The sequence below is a fragment of the Sulfuriferula nivalis genome (genome assembly GCF_009937995.1).
GTDB lineage: Bacteria > Pseudomonadota > Gammaproteobacteria > Burkholderiales > Sulfuriferulaceae > Sulfuriferula > Sulfuriferula nivalis.
On sequence record NZ_AP021881.1, the window covers coordinates 2,491,277 to 2,514,092 of the forward strand.

Genomic DNA, 22,816 nt, shown 5'->3' on the forward strand with positions numbered 1-22,816 from the left:
AATCCGTTCATCCTGCCACAGTATGTAGCCATGGGTGAACAACAATTTGCCGATACATCCCATGCTGCCACTTGGGCTGATCAGCAGTTACTGGCGTTGGCGTTTGATGCTTCTCTGGTGTCAGGTCAGGGTGCAGTACGCTGTCTGGCACCGGGATTTGGCTTTGATTTGACCGGGCATGATAGTTTTGCCGTGGGGACCAATCAGTTTACGCTGGTGTCGGTGACGCATGAGGCAGTGAACAATCTGGGAGCAGGTTTTCAGCGGGGGATGGGATTAGCGGATGCGGAGGATGGGACTTATCGAAATCAGTTTACGGCTGTGCCTGCTACGACGGCGTTAATGCCCAGTGCATCCAGACGCTTACCCCGCCCTGCGGTGTTGGGTGCGCAGTCTGCATTGGTGGTGGGCTTGCCAGATGCGGTAACAACCTCTACCCGAGATCATCAGTTGCGTATTCAGTTCCACTGGCAGCGCGGTGTGTTACCCAATATGGGTGGCTTGATGGATACGGGCAATTCGGTAGATACAACCGGGCATGCGCCAGGGAATGATCAGTCGGGTACGTGGGTGCGGGTGGCTGAGGTGTTGGCGGGTGAGAATTGGGGCAGTGTGTTTACGCCGCGTATCGGGTCTGAGGTGCTGGTGGATTTCATCGGTGGGGATATTGATAGGCCAGTGGTCACTGCCAGTCTGTATAACGGGGTGGATACGCCGCCGTTTGCAGCTGGGGTGGATGGTGGCCTGGATCATGCCGGAGTGGTGTCGGGTTGGCATAGTCAGAATTTCAGTGGAGATGGCTTTAATCAGTGGCTGGTAGATGATGCGGCGAGTGAGTTGCAGATGCAGTTGATGAGCAGTACGGCGAATTCAGCTTTGAATCTGGGCTGGCTACGCAGCCGGGTGCCAGCTTCTGCGCTGCGCGGTACGGCACGAGGATTGGGGCTGGAGGCGCGTACCGATGCGTGGGGGCAGTTGCGCGGTAATGCGGGGGTATGGCTGACGACGGCACAGCGCAGTCAGTCGGGTGCGAGTGTGACGTCTACGCAGCTGGATGTGAGTGAGGCGGCTGATCAATTAGCGGCAGCGGCGAGTTTGAATCAGACGCTGCGTGATGCGGCAGTAGCGCAGTCAGCGCAGGTGTCGGATGCTGCGTTGAAGGCGGTGCCTGATTTGCAGTTGAAGTTGCAACCCAAGGCGGATACAGCTGCGGCCAAGGCGCTGCGCTTTGATGCGGCCACCGTGGGGCTGGACAGTGATGCCAGTCTGAATGCGGCAACGCCACAGAGCATGCTGCAGTTTGCGCAAGGTCACCTGAGCTGGACCACGCAAGGAGACAGCCATTGGGCGGCACAGCATACGGTGAGTGTGAACAGTGGGGATGCAACCACACTGTTTACCCATGACGGTGGCATGCATGTGATTGCGGCCAATGCGCCTGTTTCTCTGGCGGCGCATACGGATGCGATGGAGGTGTTTGCGGATCAGGCTATCAATGTGACCAGTACCAATAATGCGATTCTGATAGAAGCACAGCAGAAGATCGTGCTGCAAGCTGGGCAGTCGGCCATTGTGCTGGAGGGCGGCAATATTACCTTTACCTGCCCAGGGACGTTCTCGGTTAAGGGGGTGGCACATCAGTTTAGTGGGGGTGGGTCTGACAGTGCCATGCTAGGTGCATTGCCTGTTGCAATGCTCACGTTGCCTGAAGATTTGCACTATGGCATTGAGCTTGATGTGGGTAGTTTTTTCCATAACGATCCCGAGCTGGAAAATGCCATGTATGAGGTATGGACTCAAGGCAGTACACCCGTATTGTTAGGCAGCGGCACTATTGATGAAATAGGTCGCTCTGAGCTGGCGATGAGTGCCGCACCCTGCCCTGTCGATATTTTCGTGGGGGAAAACGAGTGGGTTGATATCGTGGATATACAGGTTAATGAGGATGATTTAGACGAGGATGTAGCATGAGTTTGTGGGAGGACTTTCTGGACGATGTGTTTGGCGATATCAAACAACCAGGTACAGTAATGATCTGCTTTGTGAACCGTTATCTGGAAGGCATGGATGACGTTAAATATAAAATTAAATATGACGGTCATGAGAAAAGTGGCGTGACCACTGCGCAAAACTATTGCATAGAATTGACACCGACTAGCTTCAAGCCTATCCAGATTTTTGTATGGTCACGCAAGGCTAAGGCCTATAAGAAGCTAGATGATGTAGCAGCAGAACCTGGGCGCAAAAAGTTAGTGCGTAAAATGATGAGAACCATTAAAGTACCGGGCAAAACAGATGATCTGCCCGATACACAACCCAACAAACGACCAAACCAACCAGCGCCTGCCCCAGCTCCTGGACCATCACCGACCGATCCACAGGGAATTACGCCAGATCAGACCCAAAACGAGAATGATCAGCCGCAGGCCAAGCCTAGACGGCCTGTGCCGGGGGAGATTACGGTTGCGCAGTTGAAGAAAATTTTTCCAGCAGCGAAAGATGATTTTTTGCAAGGCATTGCTGATGAATGCAACAAGGATTTAGTTAAATACCATCTGGATACTCCTTTACGTCGAGCGCACTTTTTTGCGCAAATCAAGGGTGAGACCGGAGCAAAGATGAAGCCAGTGAATGAAAGCTGGGAGTATTCCCCAACTTTTCTAAAAACATTCAGCTACTACAAAAAACACCCAGACGAAGCAACTCAAGATGGCTATCTTTTAGGAACCCCACCAAAAATTAATGGACGAAAAAATTATATCCGTCATGCAAACCAAGATGCAATTGGGAAAAAACACTTTAGTAAGCTTAACGGCAACAGGGCTGACCACCCTGGCGATGGCCTCCTTTTTAAAGGGCGAGGCCTGATTCAGATTACGGGTTATGAAAAATATGCTGGATTCATGGGCAACTATAGCAAATACTTTGACGGTCAAGCACCTGATTCGATCAACAATCCAGATGTTATAAATCAAGCCCCTTATGCCATAAGGTCAGCTATTTGGTTTTGGTTGTGGAAAAAAGTATATTTACAAGCAGATCAAAAAAATGGATTTAAAGATGTTGAGGATGTTACCTATAAAATAAACGGCGGCTATAACGGCATAACAGAAAGACAAAGTGCATACAAACTAGCAGAGGCTGCATTCAAATGAAAAAAGTAATTCTTAGCAACGTATTTTCCTACTTAAGCTTTATTTTATCTTCACAGATGGCTTACGCAGCTGAATCAACACTATGTAAGACAGACGAAGAAATCATTCTTTCTTGCCCTGTTAAAGGTAAAGAAAGAAAAATTATTTCCATTTGTGCTAAAAACACAGTCGACAGTAAGGAACTAAGCTACATAGAGTACCGATTTGGCACACAAAAAAATACGGAAATGACGTATCTTGTAACCAAGGATAACACTGCAAAAATTTACCGTGGTTTATATGATGGAACTTACTCAGTATTCTTCGGATTTAAAATCAAAGAATATTTTTACATAGCAGAAGTTCCTCAAGAAGTGAAAGGTGCACATATGAATGTAATCGTCAGGAAAAATAATACTCGTATTGCAACAATACTTTGCAAAGCCAACAACTGGGAAGAAAACAAAAATATTAAAACACCATTGCTTACAGAGGTAGATGGCGAAGCTTTAATGGAAGGCAAAATAGAGCCGACGAAATAAGCTCTCATGATGCTCACTATTATTAAACGTTGCTTGGTAACGATGCCGTTATTGTGTATTTACTCGGGTAATCGCCCCAGCAAATAATCGTATGCATATGAAAAAAGTAATTCTTAGCAACGTATTTTCCTATTTAAGCGTTATTTTATCTGCACAGATAACTTACGCAGATGAACCGACACTATGTGAGGCAGACGAGAAGATCATTCTTTCTTGCCCTGTTGAAGGCAAAAAAAGAAAAATTATTTCCATTTGCGCTAAAAATACAGTCGACGGCAAGGATCTAAGCTACATAGAGTACCGATTCGGCACGCAAAAAAATACGGAGATGAAATACCTGGTAACTAGGGACAACGGGGCAAAAATGTATCGAGGTCTAGATAATGGAACCTATTCTGTTTATTTTGCGTTTCAAAAATATGATTATTATTATCTGGTAGATGTAATGCAAGAGGTAATTGGTGCTCAAATGAGCGTAACAGTTACGAAAAAATCTACTGGTGCAGATGTTGCGGCCATTCTTTGCAAACCAAACAATTGGGTAGAAAACAAAAATATAAAAACATCATTACTTACAGAAGTTGATGGTCGCTATTTAATCGAAGGCGAAATCAGACCACCAGAGAAATAAATTAACTATATGGCAATATATAAAAATCAAGCTAAAAAAATAGTTCCGAGCATTTTTGCATTATTTTTCACAAACACATATGCAGCTGATGTCATACACGTACCTACTGAGCAGTCATTGTGTACTTCTGACGAAGTAAGCGTTGTTTCATGTGAAATTGAAAGCCATAAAAGAAATATTATTTCAATATGCGCAAACTCGTTGGAAATTTCGTGGTCGCGGCTTAAAACAAGTAAAGGGTAAATACAATTACTCAGAATTTACTAAAGGCTACAAATACATTTGGAGCGATGGATCGGACTTCATTGAAAATCCTGACTTGTTAGCTGCGATTCCTCATAAAGTACGTTCGGCCGTATGGTTTTGGGTTGCGAAGAAAAATGCAAATGGTCAACACTGTTGGGAAATTGCAGATGAAGGTGACAGTCCCACGACAGTAAATAAAATAACGGCAATCGTTAATTCTGGCGAGTTAGGAACTGCTGATATAGCAGGTGGTGGTGCAGAAGCTAGACGTAAATTTTTCATTCTTACATATTCAACATTCAAATAAACTCATGAAAAAATATATTTTATCTATGTTGTCAATTACCATATTTTTATTTATGGCAATTGACCGGAATGCAATCGGAAAAGACTTAAATAATGGAGCACTAATTGTTTATCCGTTAATTTCTGAAACCTCTAAATCCATAGAAGGATTTGTTCCATTGGATTGGCTAGTTGAGAAAAAACTTGAAGGCGACTTAAATAATGACGGACTAAATGATTTGGTATTGGTTCTAAGGAAAAATGATCCTAAATTAATCAAGCAAACCGAAGATAGTCCTGTGCCGTTCAATACGAACCCAAGAATTCTTGTGGTGGCAATTAAAAGTAAAGAAAACTCAAGCTATAAGTTGATATTGCAAAACCATAAGCTAATACCACGACCTGACAATCCCGCATTTGACGATCCATTTGATAGCAGCACACTAGTAAGTGGCGCCTCCATTAAAAAAGGTATTTTACATATAGACTTGGCCTCGTGGGCGAGTTCAGGAACTTGGTATATGTCCACTTCTTCATATGCATTTAAGTACAATAATATATGTTTTAAATTAATAGGTTATGACAAGAATGAAACGCACCGCACCACACTCGATTTCACAAACAAAAGCGTGAATTTTTTAACAAACAAAGCAAAAATAACCAAAGGAAATGAAAGTCAAGATAAGGAATATTCTCATTGGATAAAGCTCAAAGATAATAATGGTTACTGTTTGGATGACATTAACAATGGAATATCTTTTTCTCCAATAGATTAACTTTGTCCACCACCCGAATAATTTTTATTTGCGTGGTGATTGCGCATTAAATCTCATATAAATCATGAAACTATTCATATTCAGCCTATTCATTACATTTTTATCAAATTCTGCTTTTTCAGATGACGCTATTGAAATGGCAACTTCGAACTTATGCACAACGGATGAACAAATATTATTTTCATGTCAATTATGGAATAAAAAGATAGTTTCCATATGTGCGTCTAAAAAAGATCAATTAAATCCATTCGCTGAATATAGGTATGGAAGTTTAAAAAAGACTGAACTGATATACCAAGCCAGTGCTAAATATCCACAAAATAAGATTTACCTACTTACGACCCAGCAAAAATCAGAGCTAAAGCCCAGCTATATAATATTTTTTCAAAATCACAATTATGGTTATTCGCTAGACATTCCATATACTAGCTCAACAAATGAATATGACAATCCGAAGCTATTTGTAAACAACCCAAACTGGGCTGATGCTGACTGGAATGAATATGGTTGCGTAGCCAATGACAGCGATAAAAAATGGATAATTAACTTACTTCCGAACACACCTGAATTAACTAATGCGACAACACATGATTTTGATAAATGGGTTAAAAAATTTGGTAAACGTTCATATGCACCTTAATCCAACTCCACCCTACTGTGTTTGGTGAGCAGTCGATGCTAGTGGTGGGTTTACCCAATGCAGTAACCACCTCTACCTGAGATCATCAGTTACGTATTCAGTTCCACTGGCAATGTGGTGTGTTGTCGAATTTTGGGGGGTTAGTAGATACGGCGGATACAACTAGTCATGCACCAGAGAATGATCAGTCAGGTACCTGGGTGCGGAACGGCAAAACGCATTTATTATTGCAGAGGCAGTATTCAAATGAAATTCAAATTTTTACTTTTAGTGACTAGCAGTTTATTAAGCCTACCTGCTTGTTCTCAAGAAACCATTAAATCAACACTATGTAATAGTAATACGGAAAATGAAATCGTTGTCTTTTCTTGCTCAATGACAAATCGAGATCATAATAAAACAGTCTCCATTTGTGCATCAGCGAAGCAAGGGAAACCTGACAGCTATATTGAATATAGGTTTGGCACAGCGAAAAAATAGAATTAACTTATAGCGTCGCTCCGAATACCCAAGAAACACACATTCTGTATCGCGGCTATGCACACAATGAGGATATTGGAAAAACTGATGCATACGTCTATTTTGGCTTTGAAAATAAAGAATATTTCTACGAAATTGAAAATTACGGAATGACTGTTTTTCGTAACAAAAAAGGTGTTGCAATAAATAACGATAAAAATGATATTTATTACAGAGATATTTTATATGGTCTATCTTGTGATACACCCGCAATCGGTGAGAAATCACTCCAAAGCAATTTATTTACCGAAGTGGATGGAAAAAGGCTAAGGGTGGGGAAAATTCACAAGTGAATATCAGCTCTACCTAGGTAGCGTGCAATGAGAGATTGTTTGCATTCTAGAACTGCCCCCGAAGTTCCATCCGTTCCCATTAACTAACCTTTGGAATCAACATGGAAATTGATTGGACCAACATCGTTGCAACGTTAACCTCAGCCATGCTGGGAGGGTGGATTGCAAGTAGAATCGCAACCTATCAAACACAAGCAACCGTACGCAGTAATGAACAAAACCAGAAGCAAGAGGTCGCACGCGATTTACTCGAAGCAATTGACTCATTCATACATGTAGCATATCGAGGAGAGTCATCCGAGCGGCAACGTCATAGTCGGCGCATTCGTACATTGTGTGCTCTTGTATTGCCATCTGAATTTGAGGAGATTAACAATCATCTCAAAAAAGTTGAAGCCTGGCATCGTGCAGAAAGCAATGATAGGCCACGCGGGATGGGCATTAGTGCAACAGACAAACTTCTGAGTGCAACAAAACAACGTATTTTTTTAGATGTCTTTAATCAACGCCTAGACCTGAGCAATGATACAGATAACACAAATTCCGCTACGTAATTTATATGCTAGGGAACATCAGGATCATATCTAAGTTGATAGCCTGAGATGAGCAGATTTTTAGTTATAACGATTTTAGAAATTTTACCTACACCCAAATTACAACACGGAGGAATCACATAATGTCTGATCTAGTTTGCCCACACTGCCATACCGAACTACTTCATAATGCTAACACTTGCAGTGGATGTCAGGCAGAGGTGGAGTATGGCGTCCCAAGCTCTGCATTCATACTCTTGCTGATTGCAGCAATATTCACTGGCGTTGCCACTAGAAATATGACGCTTGGTGGATGGGTTGCGTTAACGACTGTTCTGGTCGGTGGTAGCGTTGTGCTGAATATGCTATTTGCCAATCGGATTGCTTTTAAACGCTAATAATCATTTATAACGAATAAGGTTAGATTGTGATCGCGAAGCGAGCCACAATCTGAACCGTTTGTTGGACAAGCCCGGCATGGCTGGGGCGGGTGTTGCTTGAGCGCTTATGGAAATATCTTTTTGACTATGCTGGCATAACTGGACGCGTTACGCATCCCACCCGCCATTTCACGACCTTCACGTTGCCATTGCAGCAACTTATTCTATTCAACTCACCGTTTTTAGTCGGCTTTTCGGGCATGTTAACCCAATTTCAGCCTTCTTCAGGGCGAGCACGGCCATACCTGCCTAGTCTGGCAGGTGGGCGGTGTGGGCTGGTTTAGCGCATGGTCTCCCACCCTGTGTCATCTGCTCTGTGTTCCCGTTTTATAGATGGGGCTGATGTGGCTAGCGGTATCGCTTTGATACGTGTGCGCACTATCTTCATCACCCCACCGCAACATTGGCAACGTATCGCTGGTCTGGGTTGCGCTGGCGGCGGATTGTTCCGTCGCCATAGGTGGGTCAGCTGTAGCTGGGTGAGTAGTTTGCTATTGGGATGCAGGTAGCCAAAGTTGCGGGCGCGGCGGTAGCCTTTGGGCAGAATGTGTTGCAGTATCAGTCGCAGGAAGGCTACACCACTCAAGGTACGGGTTTCCATTTGTTTGGTTTGGCTGTTCCGGTAACGGAAGGTGACCTGACCATGCCGGTCGGAGAGGATGTCTTTCTCCTGTATCACCCCCCGATACAGATAGCGCCCAAGGTAGATCAGAGCGTGCTGTCCAGTGCCGACGGCTTTGCAATCCACCACCCAATCGGTCGGGTAATCGTTTGGCAGGGTGAGTCCTGCTTGTCTGATGCCTGCCAGTAATTTGGCACGAAATACTTTGGCCAGGGCTTTGTGGTTAAACAGGTAGTTGCCGTGTTTATGACGCATGCGTCGCTGTTTGGGGTTAAAGGCGACAGCGGGCATGACGAGATGCACATGGGGGTGATAGTCCAGTCGGCGGTTATGGGTATGCAGTACAGTCACCGCCCCTGCGCTGCCGCGCAGCTTGTTGTCGTTTTGGCTGAAGGTGTTGACTGTTTCCCACGCGCAGCGTGTGATCAAGTCATACATGACGCGCTGATGTTGCCAGGCCAGTGTGCGCAACTGGGCGGGCACGGTGAAGGTGAGCATGAAGTAGTTGGCGGGGATGGATTTGTGTAATTGCTGGTCTATCCAGCGCTGTGATTCGTGCGCCTGGCAATGCGGGCAATGCCGATGACCGCAGGAATGTGGCAGGTAGCTGGGTGTTTGACAATCATCACAGGCAAGTTGCATCCTCGGGCTCATCTGGCTACGGCAGGTTTGAAAGGCGGTTAAGGCAGCTTGCTGGCTGGGCAATAGGTGATGACCGTGTTGTGCAAGCAGTTTAGCTGCGTAGGTTGCTACGATGTGCGCCAGTCTGATCATTTGACTTTGCCCCAATGAATGTGGAATTTCTCCATTAATTGATTAAGGCGAGTGTGTGCGCTCTGATGGCGTTGTTCGGTGAGGTGGGTGTAGCGGATGGTGGTGAGGATGGACTGGTGTCCGAGTATCTGCTGAATTTCGAGTAAATCGATGCCAGCTTCTATCAGGTGGGTGGCATAGCTGTGGCGCAGGCTGTGTGGTGTAATTCTTTTTTTAAGCCACAGTCACGGGTCACTTGACCCAAGGTGGTCTGGATACCACCACGATCCAGCGGGGTGCGTGCCAAGTGCGATTTGGCAAGACCGCCGTGTCGATTAGGAAAGAGCAAGCTTGGGTTGCGATGGGTGAGCCAGAAACGGCGCAATACCTGCAAGGTGTTCTCTGATAACGGCACCAATCGATCACGGTTGCCTTTGGCGTTGCGTACTTGCACCCGCATCCGATCCGCATCGATATCCCCTACCTGCAAGCGTAAGCCTTCGCCTAATCGTAAGCCCAGGCTGTAGAGGGTGAAGAAGAATACGCGGTAGCTCAATACGCGGGTGGCCATGAAGATTTGTTGTGCCTGGGCGACGGTAATGATGTCGGGCAGGCTATATGACTTGGGTGGTTTAACCAGATCCGCACCTGGCCAGGGTTGGCTGAGTACATGGGCATAATAGAACTTCAGTCCATACAGATCATGTTTGAGCGTACTCCATGAATGGGTATCCAGGATGCGAACAAAATAGTCGGTTAATTGTGGCTTGGTGAGCGCGTCTATCTGGTCATTAAAATACACCGCTGCGCGCCGTACGCCGTGTGAATACAAGGCGATGGTTTTAGGCTGCATGCCTCTGAGCTTGAGGCAATTCAGCAGTCGCTGGTGATTGTGCTCGAAGTGCGCGGGGATGGGTGTGGGGGCTGTCAATGTCGTCTCCTCGTGGTACAGTAATCAAAATTCCATTGCTGGGGGAGACGAAATTATGCTGCGTAATTTGATGGTTCGGGAATATTTCTCCGCGATAGCGGCTTCGTTCAACTGCGACTTGTAGAGGTCTCGCGGCCATAACGAGTTTGCATTTAGACTAGATTGTGACCATTGATAAGTGACATTTTGAGTTCGCTTGAAGCCGTTGCAACAATATCATGCAAAGATGCCACACCCATAAAAAAACAGGAATAATGATTCCTGTTTTTTTATGCTGCACTAACGTAACAAAATAGCTGTTACAGGTAATTACGCCATTCCTGATCTTCTGCATCAAACAAGCGATTGGCTTCCAACGGCCCCCAGATACCTGCAGGATAGGTGTGGATAAAGTCGCGTTCTTGCGCCCAGCTTTTCAGTATAGGATCGACTACACGCCAAGCCCACTCTACTTCGTCATAACGGATAAACAGAGTTCTATCGCCGCCTATCACATCCAGAATCAGGGTTTCATAAGCATCTAATTGCTCTTCGCCTTCCTGACGGTAACCTGCATCCAACGATACCACACGCGTATCCATGTCCAGACCCGGCTGTTTCACATGAATTTCCATTTTCATGCTTTCCTCTGGCTGGATGGACAGTACTATCCAGTTCGGAGAAATAGCTTCCTGAGGTGTGGAACGGAATAATTGCTGTGGTGGATGGCGGAAACGTATCGCCACCATGGACTTGGAAGCGGCCATACGTTTGCCAGTACGCAAATAAAATGGCACACCACGCCAACGCCAGTTATCGATATAGAATTTTGCTGCGATAAATGTCTCTGTCATCGATTTGGGTTCAACACCAGCCTCATCTTGATAACCAGGTACGCGCTTACCTTTAACCAGCCCCTCACCATATTGCGCACGGAAAGCATGGGCATGAACTGAGCGTTTATTAATCGGACGTATTGAGCGCAGCACTTTCACCTTTTCGTCCCGTAGCGCATCAGCCTCGAGTACAGGTGGTGGCTCCATGGCAACTACGGTCAACAATTGCATGAGGTGGTTCTGCAACATATCCCGCATCGCACCCGCTTTATCGTAATAATCGGCACGATTTTCTATGCCCATATCTTCTGCCACGGTAATTTGCACGTGATCGATGAAATTACGATTCCACAACGGCTCAATCAAGGTGTTAGCGAAACGGAACACCAGCAAGTTTTGTACAGTATCTTTACCAAGATAATGATCGATACGGAAAATCTGCTGTTCGTCAAAATGCTGGTGTAACAGTTTGTTCAATGCCTGCGCAGATTCTATATCTTCACCAAATGGTTTTTCCACCACGACGCGATGTAAACCTCGGGGTTGTGCCAAACCTGATTTATCCAGATTTTTAATAACACCAGAAAAATCGCTAGGTTTAATCGCCAGATAAAACACGACATTCCCGCAGCTACCCATACTCGGCTTGGATAGTTCTTCCTTCAAGCGATGATAGGCATCCAGATCATGTAGTTCGCCACGTACGTAACTAAAACGGGCTAAAAATTTTTCAGCACAGACTTTGTCGTATTTATCTTTTAACTTTTCCTGCAACAAAGCACGCACGTGATCGCACCACATTTCGTTGCTCCATTCACGACGACCTAAGGCTACAAAAGCCATTTCATTTGGAAGGCGATTCGCTTGCTCCAAATGATACAGTGCTGGCAATAGTTTCTTAGTCGCAAGATTACCCGTCGCACCAAAAATCACAAAACTACATGGTGTTTGCATATCCAAACTCATACATCCCCCTTAACGCCGTGTCCACCGAAACCCTTACGCATCATTGCAATCAATTTGTCGGTATAGTCGTGCTTGCCCTGGCTGGCAAAACGCATCATCAATGCCAGCGTCATCACTGGCGCAGGTGTTCCCTGCTCAACCGATTCAAGTACGGTCCAACGCCCCTCACCAGAATCAGGTACAAATGGCGCAATCGCCTCCAATGTCTGATCTTGCTGCAAAAATTCAGCTGTCAAATCCAATAACCATGAACGCACTACACTACCATGCCGCCACATTTCACTTATTGCAGCAACATCCATGCCATATTCTGTCTTTCCTTTGATTAATGCCAGCCCCTCACCCAACGCCTGCATCATGCCGTACTCAATACCGTTGTGTACCATTTTCACAAAATGACCACTACCAACGGGGCCACAATGTAGCCAACCTGTTGCTGGGCCAGGCGCCAAGATTTTAATAAACGGCGTCACCAAAGCGACAGTATCGGCTTCCCCACCGACCATTAGCGCGTAGCCATTTGCCAAACCCCACACACCACCCGATACGCCCGCATCCATGAAACGCAATCCCTTTGCGGCCATTTCAGCAGCGTGGCGCTCACTGTCTTTATAAAACGCATTTGCGCCATTTACGATTACATCGCCTGGCGCTAATAAGTCAGCTAATTGGTCCATCGCAGCTTCGGTTGCAGCACCGGCTGGCAGCATTAACCAAAGTACGCGCGGGCTCGCCATTTGTGCAACCATCGCAGCCATATCCGGACATGCGGTCACATTAGACTCAGCTTGTGCCAACTGGGTAGCTACGTCCGCGCTGCGATTCCAGACCAGTACATTCGCACCGCCACGTGACAAGCGACGCGCCATGTTAGCGCCCATTTTACCCAACCCCAACAGTCCAATTTGCATAGTTCATTCTCCTCTAAAATTATCGATATAAGCACTGGAAATAATCGTCCAATTTCTAATAACCCATACACAAGCAATATGTACGCCTAGGCTAAATTCGCACTAGCTTTTTATTATATTCAACTTGCACAAAACATTAGAGCTCCCTAAAGGAGCTCTAAAAATATCAACCTAACGGTATAGTACTGGCAAATGCAGCCCGTTCATTCAATTTGGTAGACAACCGTGCCAAGTTTGGATGGGTTTCTCGCCATGGAATATCGGCAAAACGTAAATCCAGATATCCCAGTGCGCAACCTAATGCTATATCAGCCAGACTAAAACTATCACCCATGCACCAACTTAGTTCACCCAAGTCTTTCTCAGCAGTCGCTAATCCACGATGAATTTTTTGCCGTTGACGCGCTATCCAGTCTGAGCTCTGCTGCGCCTCAGGGCGTTTTTTCTCCAGGAATATAGCCGCTGCTGCGTCGCATATACCATCCCCCAGCGCCTCCCACCGTTTTGCCATGATACGACTACGGGGTTCTTTAGGCAGTACATTACGGACTGGTGACGCATGATCAAGATACTCAACTATCACTCTGGAATCATAGAGCGCGGTACCGTCATCTAATAGCAGCACAGGGATTTTACCCAGTGGATTAAAATCCGGTACATGCGTGTCTTCTGTCCACGGGATATCAACTTGTAATTCACATTCAATATGTTTTTCTGCCAGCACAATACGCACTTTGCGTGCATAGGGGCTAGTAAGCGATGCAATTAGTTTCATGATTTTAGCTCGCCAAATGCGATACGATAAACTGCTTAATGTCCTCAACGTCATTACGCATAACTGTAAAACGTTGTGGTAAATTTTCTATATCACCTATAGTGGCTGGTCGCTCAGGTGCGCGCCCCAATGCTTCATGGATAGCTTCATCGAACTTGGCTGGCAACGCGGTTTCCAATACGATCATAGGTACGCCTGGCTCAAAATATTCCAAGCCTACTTTTAACCCGTCTGCCGTATGAGTGTCTATCATCACACCGTATTTTTCCCAGGTGTCACGTATGGTTTCCATACGACTGGCATGATTGCTGGCACCCGAAACCATACCGTAATCTGCCACTTGCTCAAACCAGCCTTGTTGATTCAAGTCAAACATACCGCCTTGATCTATAGGCTCCCACAGCGCACGTAATACCGCACCATCACGCCCGGTCAAATCAGCCACAAAACGTTCAAAGTTAGAGGCTTTGGATATGTCCATAGACGGGCTGCTGGTGTGATAAGTCTGCGCCGCAGCACGAGGACGATACACGCCTGTTTTAAAAAATTCGTCGAGTACGTCATTTTCATTAGTAGCAACAATCAAATGCTTAATCGGCAGCCCCATCATACGCGCAATATGGCCTGCACACACATTACCGAAGTTACCTGACGGCACCGAAAAACTAACTTGTTGGTTATTGTCATGGGTTGCTGCAAAATAACCTTTGAAGTAATACACGACTTGCGCAGCAACACGACCCCAATTAATTGAATTAACTGCGCCAATTTTATACTTGGCTTTGAATTCATGATCGTTGGAAACCGCTTTAACGATATCCTGACAATCATCAAAAACACCATCGACTGCGATGTTATGAATATTCTCATCTTGCAGAGAAAACATTTGCGCTGTTTGAAAGCGGCTCATCTTGTTATGAGGCGACAGCATATATACGTTAATGCCGCGTTTGCCGCGCATCGCATATTCTGCGGCAGAACCGGTATCACCTGAAGTTGCACCGAGGATATTGATATCTTCGCCCGCACGATTTAAAACATATTCAAACAGATTCCCTAACAACTGCATGGCCATGTCTTTAAAAGCCAGGGTTGGACCATTGGAAAGGCATAACAAATGCAAGCCAGGTTCTAAGGTATGCAGCGGCGTAATATCCGCTGCCTGTTCATCACTACGTGCATTGCCATATACTTCTGGCGTGTAAGTTTTATCGATAATCGCACGTAAATCTGCCGCAGGAATATCATCTATAAAGCGTGACAATACGGTATACGCCAGCTCACGGTAATTCATCCCACGCATGGTCGATAAATCTGCCGCGCCAAAATGAGGATAAGTCTCTGGCAAATATAATCCGCCATCGGGTGCTAAACCACCCAACAAAATCTGAGTAAAGCTCTGTGCGGGAGAGTTACCGCGCGTACTGATGTAACGCATTACCATATACTTACCTCTTTATTTCGCCAGCTCTTCCAGGCGTATCCGTGCAACAGGCTCTGAGATTGCTGATAAAGCCTCTATTTTTACCATCGCCGCATTCACATTCTTTTCCAGACATGTGTGCGTAAGGATGACAATATCAACCAGCTCCTGACCTTCGTGCGGTTCTTTTTGCACCATCGCATCAATGGAAATATCCAAATCAGCCAAAATTCGTGTTACATCTGCCAGCACACCAGGCTTGTCAAACGCACGCAGACGCAAATAATAAGCAGTACGTACGTCATCCATAGCCAGTATCGGTTCATCTGACAACGTATCTGGCTGGAACGCCAGATGCGGCACACGACTATGCGGATCCGCTGTATGCATACGCGTCACATCGACCAGATCCGCCACCACTGACGAAGCTGTCGGTTCTGCACCGGCACCGGCACCGTAGTACATAGTCACGCCCACCGCATCACCTTTAACCAGAATCGCGTTCATCGCACCATCTACATTCGCAATCAAACGCCGCGCAGGAATGAGCGCAGGATGTACGCGTAACTCTATACCGTTTTTAGTACGTTTGGTAATACCTAATAATTTAATGCGATAACCTAACTGCTCCGCATATCTCACGTCATCACCAGTCAGCTTGGTAATGCCTTCCATGTATGCCTTATCGAACTGCATAGGAATACCAAATGCAATCGCTGACATAATGGTAAGTTTGTGCGCAGCATCCACACCTTCAACGTCAAATGTCGGATCGGCTTCTGCGTAACCCAGACGCTGCGCCTCTTTCAGCACATCAGCAAAATCCGCTCCTTTGTCTCGCATTTCAGTCAGTATAAAATTCGTCGTACCGTTGATAATCCCAGCTATCCATTCAATGCGGTTGGCTGTGAGACCTTCACGTATCGCTTTGATAATAGGTATACCACCTGCTACCGCTGCTTCAAACGCGACCATCACGCCTTTGCGCTGAGCTGCTGCAAAGATTTCGGTGCCATGATTGGCAATCAAGGCTTTATTCGCGGTAACGACGTGCTTGCCGTTTTCAATCGCTCTCAAAATGAGTTCTTTAGCTGGGCTTTCACCCCCGATCATTTCTACCACGATATCAATTTCAGGATTATCAACAATCGCATAAGCATCATCTATCAGCTTCAAGTCAGGCGCAGCATACATTTTAGCTTTATCTAAATCACGAACTGCTGCCATGGTGACGCGAATTTCGCGCCCAGCACGACGAGTGATTTCTGCCGCATTACGTCGCAATACGGTCAATGTGCCGCCGCCTACAGTACCCAGGCCAAGCAAGCCTACATTCATTGGTTTCATCGTTATCTTTCAGTTTCTAATTAAATTTACACCACGCTGCCATGCTGTTTGCGATACCGTTCCAGAAAGCGCGCGATACGCGTCATCGCTTCACGCAACTCATCTTCATAGGGCAATATAACTACGCGGAAATGGTCTGGATAAGGCCAGTTAAATCCCGTACCTTGCACGAGCAAGACACGCTCCTCTTCCAATAAATCCAGAATAAATTTCTGATCATCCTTAATCGGGTACATTTTGTGATCCAGTTTTGGAAACATGTACAGCGCTGCCTGAGGCTTGACACACGTTACGCCGGGTATGGCCGTCAGCAACGACCAGGCTAAATCACGCTGCCGTGTCAAACGACCTTCAGGCGCAACTAAATCCTGGATACTCTGATACCCGCCCAACGCTGTTTGTATTGCATATTGGCCTGGCACGTTAGAACACAAACGCATTGAGGCCAGCATGTTCAAGCCTTCGATATAATCCTGTGCATGGCGTTTGTCGCCTGAAATCGCCATCCAGCCAGCACGGTAACCACAGGCGCGATAGTTCTTCGACAATCCATTTAGGGTCACACACAGCACATCATCAGCCAATGAGGCTATAGAAATATGCTCACAACCATCATAGAGCACTTTGTCATAAATCTCATCAGCAAATATAATCAGCTGATGTTCGCGTGCTATCGCTAAAACACCCATTAATAACTCACGGGTATACAGTGCACCCGTAGGATTATTCGGGTTAATAATCACAATAGCGCGTGTATGTTTGGTTATTTTGGCACGGATATCATCCAGATCCGGCATCCAGTTCTGGCTTTCATCGCAAATATAATGCCGTGCCACGCCGCCAGCCAAAGTTGCAGCCGCGGTCCACAATGGATAATCGGGCGCAGGTACCAGCACTTCATCTCCAGAATTCAACAATCCCTGCATTGCCATCACGATCAATTCAGACGCGCCATTACCGATGATGATGTCATCTATCTGCACCCCAGCAATTCCCTTGCTTTGGGTGTAATGCATGATAGCCTTACGCGCAGAAAATAAACCCTTGGAATCGGAGTAACCCGATGCATTAGGTAAATTAAGTATCACGTCCTGAACAATTTCTTCAGGTGCTTCAAATCCAAATGGCGCAGGATTACCAATATTCAATTTGATAATGCGCTGACCTTCATCTTCCATCTGTTTGGCACGCGCCATCACTGGACCACGAATGTCATAACAGACATTATCCAACTTGCTTGATTTCTTTACTGGTCGCAACATTTTCACTGATTTCGTCATGAATTATATCTATCCTCACCAAGCCGTCACATGTCAGCTTGGTCATCATGTTACCCAAATGTATAATCTTACTCGACTGTGCACCTATGCCGCAATTGGAGAGCGTTTTGAAATTCCATTTAACCCAACCCGAAGGTCTTAATTTATTTACTGGCTATGGTGACAACTACGTCATTATCAATGGTGAACGCTATACTCAGCCCAGTTTACTCGTCACGCCTGATGCCATATTGACTGATTGGCAAGTCAATGACTTCAGTGCGCTTACCGCCGAACATTTTGCCCATATCGCCGATCAAAAACCTGAAATCGTTTTATTAGGCACCGGTGCCCGTTTACAATTTCCCCATCCGCGCCTGTCTGTTGCTTTGCAACAAGCCAGTGTTGGTCTGGAAGTCATGGATACCAAAGCCGCATGCCGTACTTATAACATCCTCGTCGCAGAAGGGCGTCGAGTCGTGGTTGGCTTGCTCATCGGCTAAATTACGGGCATCAGCTCCAGAAACTTTCCAACTACCGCAAATTCGTCCGTCACTTGTGGCGCAGCCTGGCTATCAGGTTGCAATATACCTCGCACATGTGCCAAGCCATATTGCTGCGCACTGCGCAACACAGGCAAGCTATCATCGAACAGCACAGTGCGCGCAGGATCAAAATCTATTTCATCCCGCAATGCTTGCCAGAATCCGGCTTGCTCCTTGGCTAAACCAAATTGATGCGAAGTCAGTATTTGGTCAAAATGAGGGGCGAGTCCAGTACACTGCATTTTCAAACTCAGACTATCCTCATGCGCATTAGTGACCAGAATGATGCGTTTTCCAGCCTGTCGCAACTGTTGCAAAAAATCCTGCACACCATCACGCACCGCAATCAAATGCTGCACTTCCTGCTTGAGCGCAACAACATCCAAGCCTAGCTGTTCCTGCCAGAAGTCCAGACAATACCACTGCAAACTACCATAATGTTTAGCAAATAATGGCGTCAGATAGTCGCTCGCGAACGTGGGCGACATCTGGTTTTTTGCCGCATAGCGTAGCGGCAAATGCTGCCGCCAGAAGTAATTATCGAAATGCAAATCAAGCAACGTCCCGTCCATATCAAACAGCACGGTATCAATAACTTGCCAGTCTAGCCTAGCGTTCACAACAACCCCACTGCATCCATGCCGGTACGCCGCAACTGCTTACGCAGCACTAATAAAGCCTCGGCCTGAATCTGGCGTACACGCTCACGACTCAGATTCATACTGTCTGCAATTTGCTCCAGAGTAGCAACCTCCTGATTATTCAGACCAAACCGCCGCTCTATCACACCACGCTGCTTATCTGTCAACAGACTCAACCAGGTCTGAATAAAACTCAATACTTCCGTCTTTGCCAATACATCTTCTGGTAACTGCGCCGCGTCATCCGCCATCGCATCACCCATGCTAAGATCAGTATCACCATTCAAGGGGCTATCCAAAGATACGGCACTATCGTTCAACCGTAACAACTCATAAACTTCGCTCTCTGGCATATGCACCAATAGCGCGATATCTGCGACGCTGGCATCTTGCATACCATGCATAGCCAAATGGTGACGAGCACGCAAAATAACATTAATGGCTTTAACAATATGCACAGGTAAACGCACGGCACGCGACTGGTTCATGATCGCTCGCTCTATATGCTGTCGCACCCACCAACTGGCATAAGTAGAAAAGCGGAAACCGCGTTCTGGCTCAAATTTCTCCAAGGCGTGGATTAAACCTAAATTACCCTCTTCTATCAGATCTAGTAATTGCATACCTCGATGCTGATAGCGCTTGGCAATACTGACGACCAAACGCAAGTTGCTGGTAATCATTTTTTGCCTTGCCGCAAAATCACCTTCCCGCACACGTCGCGCCAGCGCCAATTCATCGGTGGCATTCAGAAGCTCCGCATGACCTATATCTTGCATGTACATACACACGACATCGGCCTGACGTTCATCGAATAATGTATCGACTCCGGATATCTGTGCTAAAAAGGCGTCCTCAGACACAGCCTCCAGCAACACATCCGGCAATTCGTCCGCATCATCCATCTTTATTTCCCAGCCTCAGGTAAGTATTTCATGGGGTCAACAGGTTTACCCATTTGACGTATTTCAAAATGCAGCTTTACCTGATCAGCATCGGTATTACCCATCTCGGCAACTTTCTGCCCACGCTGTACAGTCTGACCTTCTTTGACCAAGACGGTCTGATTATGCGCATAAGCACTCAGGTAAATCGCATTATGTTTGATAATGACCAATTTCCCGTAACCACGCAAACCCGATCCGCTATACACCACCTTGCCCGCAGCAGCCGCAAATATGGGTTGCCCGGCGGTACCGGCTATATCTATCCCTTTGCTTGATTGTGCTTCACTGAATTCAGCAATGGTTTTCCCTTGTGCAGGCCACATCCAGTCCAGTGCAGTATCATCCGCCTCTTTAGGTGCTACATCTTTTACAACATCCTTAACGACAGGGGGAGGAGCAGGCAGGGGTTTACTCGACAATACCGGTGAATTACTTACCACCGGCTGACTATCACTTTTTGGCTGATTTAACTGAGCTACGGCCTGTTCTGAATAAGGCAGTTTCAATGCTAAAGGCTGGGTAATGTTAACCGACTCAGGCAAGGCTTGTGTTGTTACTACGGCTGGAGACATCGCACTGGTTTGCGGACCTTCTTTAACTACCGTTGTAGCAGGCTCAGTCAATCGTAACGTTTGCCCCACGTAAATCCGATTCACGTCGGTTAATTTATTCCAGCCACTCAGTTCACGATAATCTAAACCATATTCCAACGCGATACTGTACAGAGTATCGCCTTTAGCTACAGTGTAAGTGGCAGGACGCCAATCTCGAACCTTAGCGTTCGCCGCAGCACGTTTCGCATTTGAATTTTTGTAGTTGGTGCCATCATACACAGGGGCTACCCGCGTCGTACTACAACCGGCCAATACTAATACAACGCCTATCCACCACCATTTCATCAAGCCACTCCTGGCAATAATGGTACGAAATGCACCATCTCCAACACTTGTTCATGATACCCATCAGCCTGACGCTCTATCAACACCATTTGCTGCGACTCACCGACGCCACGCGGCATCACTAATCGCCCACCCTCGGCCAATTGCGCCAGCAATGCAGGCGGCGCTTCTGCACCTGCTGCTGCTAAGATGATGCCATCAAACGGCGCCACCTCTGCCAGACCAATATGACCATCGCCATGCTGCACTTTAATATTAGCAATACGTAATGCGCGTATCGTACGCCGCGCGTGTCCAAGCAAGTTAGCTATACGCTCAATCGAATACACTTCACGCGCCAACTTGGAAAGCACCGCAGCCTGATAACCGCAGCCACAACCTACCTCTAGTACGCGCTGCATATCTTTACCATTGCGCAATACCTCTATCATCCGTGCCACACTGTACGGATGTGAAATAGTCTGACCGAAGCCAATGGGCAACGCCGTATCTTCATATGCACGTATCGCCAATGCCTCACTCACAAATAAGTGACGCGGCACCATCGCCATTGCAGTCAACACATCACTATCTTTGATACCCTTTTCACGCAAACGTTCTATCATACGCAGGCGCGTACGTTCAGAAGTCATACCTATACCATCATGTCGACTCGGTTTCACTGCCACCATCCCTGCAAGGTTTGTATTTGTTGATAATGGGTTAAATCAATCTGCAACGGCGTAATAGAAACTTGCTGTTGCGTAATTGCATAAAAGTCAGTTCCTGTACTCGCGTCTTGCGCTGCACCTGCAGCCCCCACCCAATACACGGTTTGTCCACGTGGATTGGTAGCTTTAACAACAGGCTCTGCTTTGTGTCGGCGACCCAGACGTGTAATCTGCGTACCATTTAACGCCTCATATGGCACATCTGGCACATTGACATTCAGCAACATCGGCGTTAATTGCGGTTGCTTGAGCAGTCGCTCTACCAAATCAAGCACAACACGCGCGGCTGTTTCGAAATGCCCACCACTATGATTGGTCAGTGATACCGCAATTGCTGGCACACCCAGCAAATAACCTTCAGTGGCAGCAGCAACGGTGCCTGAATAAACAGTATCGTCACCCATATTCGCACCATGATTAATACCCGAAATTACCATATCCGGCAAAGTGTCCAGCATGCCTGTGACCGCCAAATGTACGCAATCAGTCGGCGTGCCATTAACGTAATAAAAACCAGAGTCAGCCTGCCGTAACATCAATGGACGATCAAGGGTCAACGAATTACTCGCGCCACTACGGTCACGCTCTGGCGCAACCACGACAATTTCAGCAATAGTTGATAATGTCTTGGCTAGAACAGCCAGACCAGGTGCAAAATAACCGTCATCGTTGCTCAATAAAATGCGCATAAATAAATGGACGACACCCTTCTGTTGATATTTTATAAATTAAGGGAATTTGGTCGGAGCGAGATGATTTGAATATACCATCACATGCACCCCATTTTCTTAAATCCCGTTTTAAACGAAAACCTTATCGCACCTTGCTGGGCGACTTCGAACATCAAAAACAATAATGCATAACAAAAACATGATGTTAAAAAATAACGGGGTTTCAATATTTGTCCAGCAAAGTACAGCACAGTTCAATAACAACCAGCGCTCGGTTTATCCACAGATGTACTCATGAGAGGATAAAACTCATATAGCTATTATCAGCTCGATTCTAGCGCATTTTCATCATGATTGACACACATCAGACACAGCTTCATTCCTAAGGCCTAGAGGTGACAATATGTCCAAAGGGTATCCAGAGACGCAATTCGCTTTTTACCAGCCATGATCAATCATAGAAATTAACTACACCCAAGCTTTCTCCAAACAATATTCTGATGCGTCTCCAAGCGCCATTTCAGTGCGACTTGCACTGAAATGGCACGCCATCATTACTAGC

At 46.3% G+C, this 22,816-nt stretch carries 23 protein-coding genes and 1 pseudogene; 11 read left to right on the forward strand and 13 right to left on the reverse strand.

The features are described from left to right. The first annotated feature begins 30 nt into the window (after positions 1-30). From SFSGTM_RS12240 to SFSGTM_RS12285, 10 genes are all read left to right on the forward strand, one after another. Positions 31-1,971: a type VI secretion system Vgr family protein gene (locus SFSGTM_RS12240; protein ID WP_162085403.1), complete on the forward strand. Its 1,941-nt coding sequence runs from the start codon at positions 31-33 to the stop codon at positions 1,969-1,971. Next, the gene (locus SFSGTM_RS12245; RefSeq protein ID WP_162085404.1) at positions 1,968-3,155 is read left to right on the forward strand and encodes a glycoside hydrolase family 19 protein; all 1,188 of its coding nucleotides are present in this window, start codon (positions 1,968-1,970) and stop codon (positions 3,153-3,155) included. The genes SFSGTM_RS12240 and SFSGTM_RS12245 overlap by 4 nt, the downstream gene beginning before the upstream one ends. Next, positions 3,152-3,676 carry a hypothetical protein gene (locus SFSGTM_RS12250; RefSeq protein ID WP_162085405.1) on the forward strand — a complete coding sequence of 175 codons (525 nt, stop codon included), beginning with the start codon at positions 3,152-3,154 and terminating at the stop codon, positions 3,674-3,676. Before SFSGTM_RS12245 ends, SFSGTM_RS12250 begins: the two co-directional genes overlap by 4 nt. Positions 3,677-3,767: 91 nt before the next feature. Beyond that, entirely contained in the window at positions 3,768-4,307 is a 540-nt protein-coding gene (locus tag SFSGTM_RS12255; RefSeq protein WP_162085406.1) for a hypothetical protein, read from the forward strand. A gap of 151 nt (positions 4,308-4,458) precedes the next feature. After that, a complete protein-coding gene (locus SFSGTM_RS12260; protein WP_162085407.1) occupies positions 4,459-4,860 on the forward strand; it encodes a glycoside hydrolase family 19 protein in 402 nt (133 codons plus the stop codon). Positions 4,861-4,864: 4 nt separating this feature from the next. Beyond that, complete coding sequence (locus SFSGTM_RS12265; protein ID WP_162085408.1) at positions 4,865-5,614, forward strand: hypothetical protein; 750 nt, start codon at positions 4,865-4,867, stop codon at positions 5,612-5,614. 64 nt (positions 5,615-5,678) lie between these two features. After that, positions 5,679-6,254: a M15 family metallopeptidase domain-containing protein gene (locus tag SFSGTM_RS12270; protein ID WP_162085409.1), complete on the forward strand. Its 576-nt coding sequence runs from the start codon at positions 5,679-5,681 to the stop codon at positions 6,252-6,254. A 629-nt stretch (positions 6,255-6,883) separates the two neighbouring features. Beyond that, on the forward strand, positions 6,884-7,066 hold the full coding sequence (locus SFSGTM_RS12275) for a hypothetical protein (protein WP_162085410.1): 183 nt from the start codon (positions 6,884-6,886) through the stop codon (positions 7,064-7,066). A gap of 101 nt (positions 7,067-7,167) precedes the next feature. After that, entirely contained in the window at positions 7,168-7,620 is a 453-nt protein-coding gene (locus SFSGTM_RS12280; RefSeq protein ID WP_162085411.1) for a hypothetical protein, read from the forward strand. Between the two features lie 122 nt (positions 7,621-7,742). Then, positions 7,743-7,997 (forward strand): hypothetical protein, encoded by a 255-nt coding sequence (locus SFSGTM_RS12285; RefSeq protein ID WP_162085412.1) that lies wholly within the window; start codon positions 7,743-7,745, stop codon positions 7,995-7,997. A gap of 322 nt (positions 7,998-8,319) precedes the next feature. Here SFSGTM_RS12285 and SFSGTM_RS12290 read toward each other — a convergent pair whose 3' ends face one another. From SFSGTM_RS12290 to SFSGTM_RS12330, 8 genes and pseudogenes are all read right to left on the reverse strand, one after another. Beyond that, positions 8,320-9,435 carry an IS91 family transposase gene (locus SFSGTM_RS12290; RefSeq protein WP_162083488.1) on the reverse strand — a complete coding sequence of 372 codons (1,116 nt, stop codon included), beginning with the start codon at positions 9,433-9,435 and terminating at the stop codon, positions 8,320-8,322. Further along, positions 9,432-10,345, reverse strand: a pseudogene (locus SFSGTM_RS12300) (tyrosine-type recombinase/integrase). Before SFSGTM_RS12300 ends, SFSGTM_RS12290 begins: the two are co-directional and overlap by 4 nt. A gap of 299 nt (positions 10,346-10,644) precedes the next feature. Further along, a complete protein-coding gene (gene zwf / locus SFSGTM_RS12305; RefSeq protein ID WP_232525975.1) occupies positions 10,645-12,126 on the reverse strand; it encodes a glucose-6-phosphate dehydrogenase in 1,482 nt (493 codons plus the stop codon). Continuing rightward, positions 12,123-13,037, reverse strand: a complete 915-nt coding sequence (gene gnd, locus SFSGTM_RS12310; RefSeq protein ID WP_162085413.1) for a phosphogluconate dehydrogenase (NAD(+)-dependent, decarboxylating) — start codon at positions 13,035-13,037, stop codon at positions 12,123-12,125. Before gnd ends, zwf begins: the two co-directional genes overlap by 4 nt. Before the next feature lie 166 nt (positions 13,038-13,203). Beyond that, entirely contained in the window at positions 13,204-13,812 is a 609-nt protein-coding gene (locus SFSGTM_RS12315; RefSeq protein ID WP_162085414.1) for a glutathione S-transferase, read from the reverse strand. A 4-nt stretch (positions 13,813-13,816) separates the two neighbouring features. Then, the gene (gene thrC / locus SFSGTM_RS12320; RefSeq protein WP_162085415.1) at positions 13,817-15,250 is read right to left on the reverse strand and encodes a threonine synthase; all 1,434 of its coding nucleotides are present in this window, start codon (positions 15,248-15,250) and stop codon (positions 13,817-13,819) included. An 18-nt stretch (positions 15,251-15,268) separates the two neighbouring features. After that, positions 15,269-16,582, reverse strand: a complete 1,314-nt coding sequence (locus SFSGTM_RS12325; protein WP_162085416.1) for a homoserine dehydrogenase — start codon at positions 16,580-16,582, stop codon at positions 15,269-15,271. A gap of 26 nt (positions 16,583-16,608) precedes the next feature. Next, positions 16,609-17,862 (reverse strand): pyridoxal phosphate-dependent aminotransferase, encoded by a 1,254-nt coding sequence (locus tag SFSGTM_RS12330; RefSeq protein WP_162085417.1) that lies wholly within the window; start codon positions 17,860-17,862, stop codon positions 16,609-16,611. Positions 17,863-17,969: 107 nt separating this feature from the next. Here SFSGTM_RS12330 and SFSGTM_RS12335 point away from each other — a divergent pair, with 107 nt between their 5' ends. Continuing rightward, positions 17,970-18,344: an Mth938-like domain-containing protein gene (locus SFSGTM_RS12335; protein WP_198420559.1), complete on the forward strand. Its 375-nt coding sequence runs from the start codon at positions 17,970-17,972 to the stop codon at positions 18,342-18,344. Here SFSGTM_RS12335 and yrfG read toward each other — a convergent pair. The 5 genes from yrfG to surE are packed head-to-tail and all read right to left on the reverse strand — an operon-like array spanning position 18,341 to position 22,272. Next, positions 18,341-19,006 carry a GMP/IMP nucleotidase gene (gene yrfG / locus SFSGTM_RS12340; RefSeq protein WP_232525976.1) on the reverse strand — a complete coding sequence of 222 codons (666 nt, stop codon included), beginning with the start codon at positions 19,004-19,006 and terminating at the stop codon, positions 18,341-18,343. The two genes, SFSGTM_RS12335 and yrfG, sit on opposite strands and share 4 nt — an antisense overlap. Next, positions 19,003-19,932 (reverse strand): RNA polymerase sigma factor RpoS, encoded by a 930-nt coding sequence (gene rpoS / locus SFSGTM_RS12345; RefSeq protein WP_162085418.1) that lies wholly within the window; start codon positions 19,930-19,932, stop codon positions 19,003-19,005. The genes yrfG and rpoS overlap by 4 nt, the downstream gene beginning before the upstream one ends. Positions 19,933-19,934: 2 nt before the next feature. Then, positions 19,935-20,873 carry a peptidoglycan DD-metalloendopeptidase family protein gene (locus SFSGTM_RS12350; protein ID WP_162085419.1) on the reverse strand — a complete coding sequence of 313 codons (939 nt, stop codon included), beginning with the start codon at positions 20,871-20,873 and terminating at the stop codon, positions 19,935-19,937. Then, positions 20,873-21,544 (reverse strand): protein-L-isoaspartate(D-aspartate) O-methyltransferase, encoded by a 672-nt coding sequence (locus SFSGTM_RS12355; RefSeq protein WP_232525977.1) that lies wholly within the window; start codon positions 21,542-21,544, stop codon positions 20,873-20,875. Before SFSGTM_RS12355 ends, SFSGTM_RS12350 begins: the two co-directional genes overlap by 1 nt. After that, complete coding sequence (gene surE, locus SFSGTM_RS12360; protein ID WP_162085420.1) at positions 21,532-22,272, reverse strand: 5'/3'-nucleotidase SurE; 741 nt, start codon at positions 22,270-22,272, stop codon at positions 21,532-21,534. Before surE ends, SFSGTM_RS12355 begins: the two co-directional genes overlap by 13 nt. Positions 22,273-22,816: the final 544 nt, after the last annotated feature.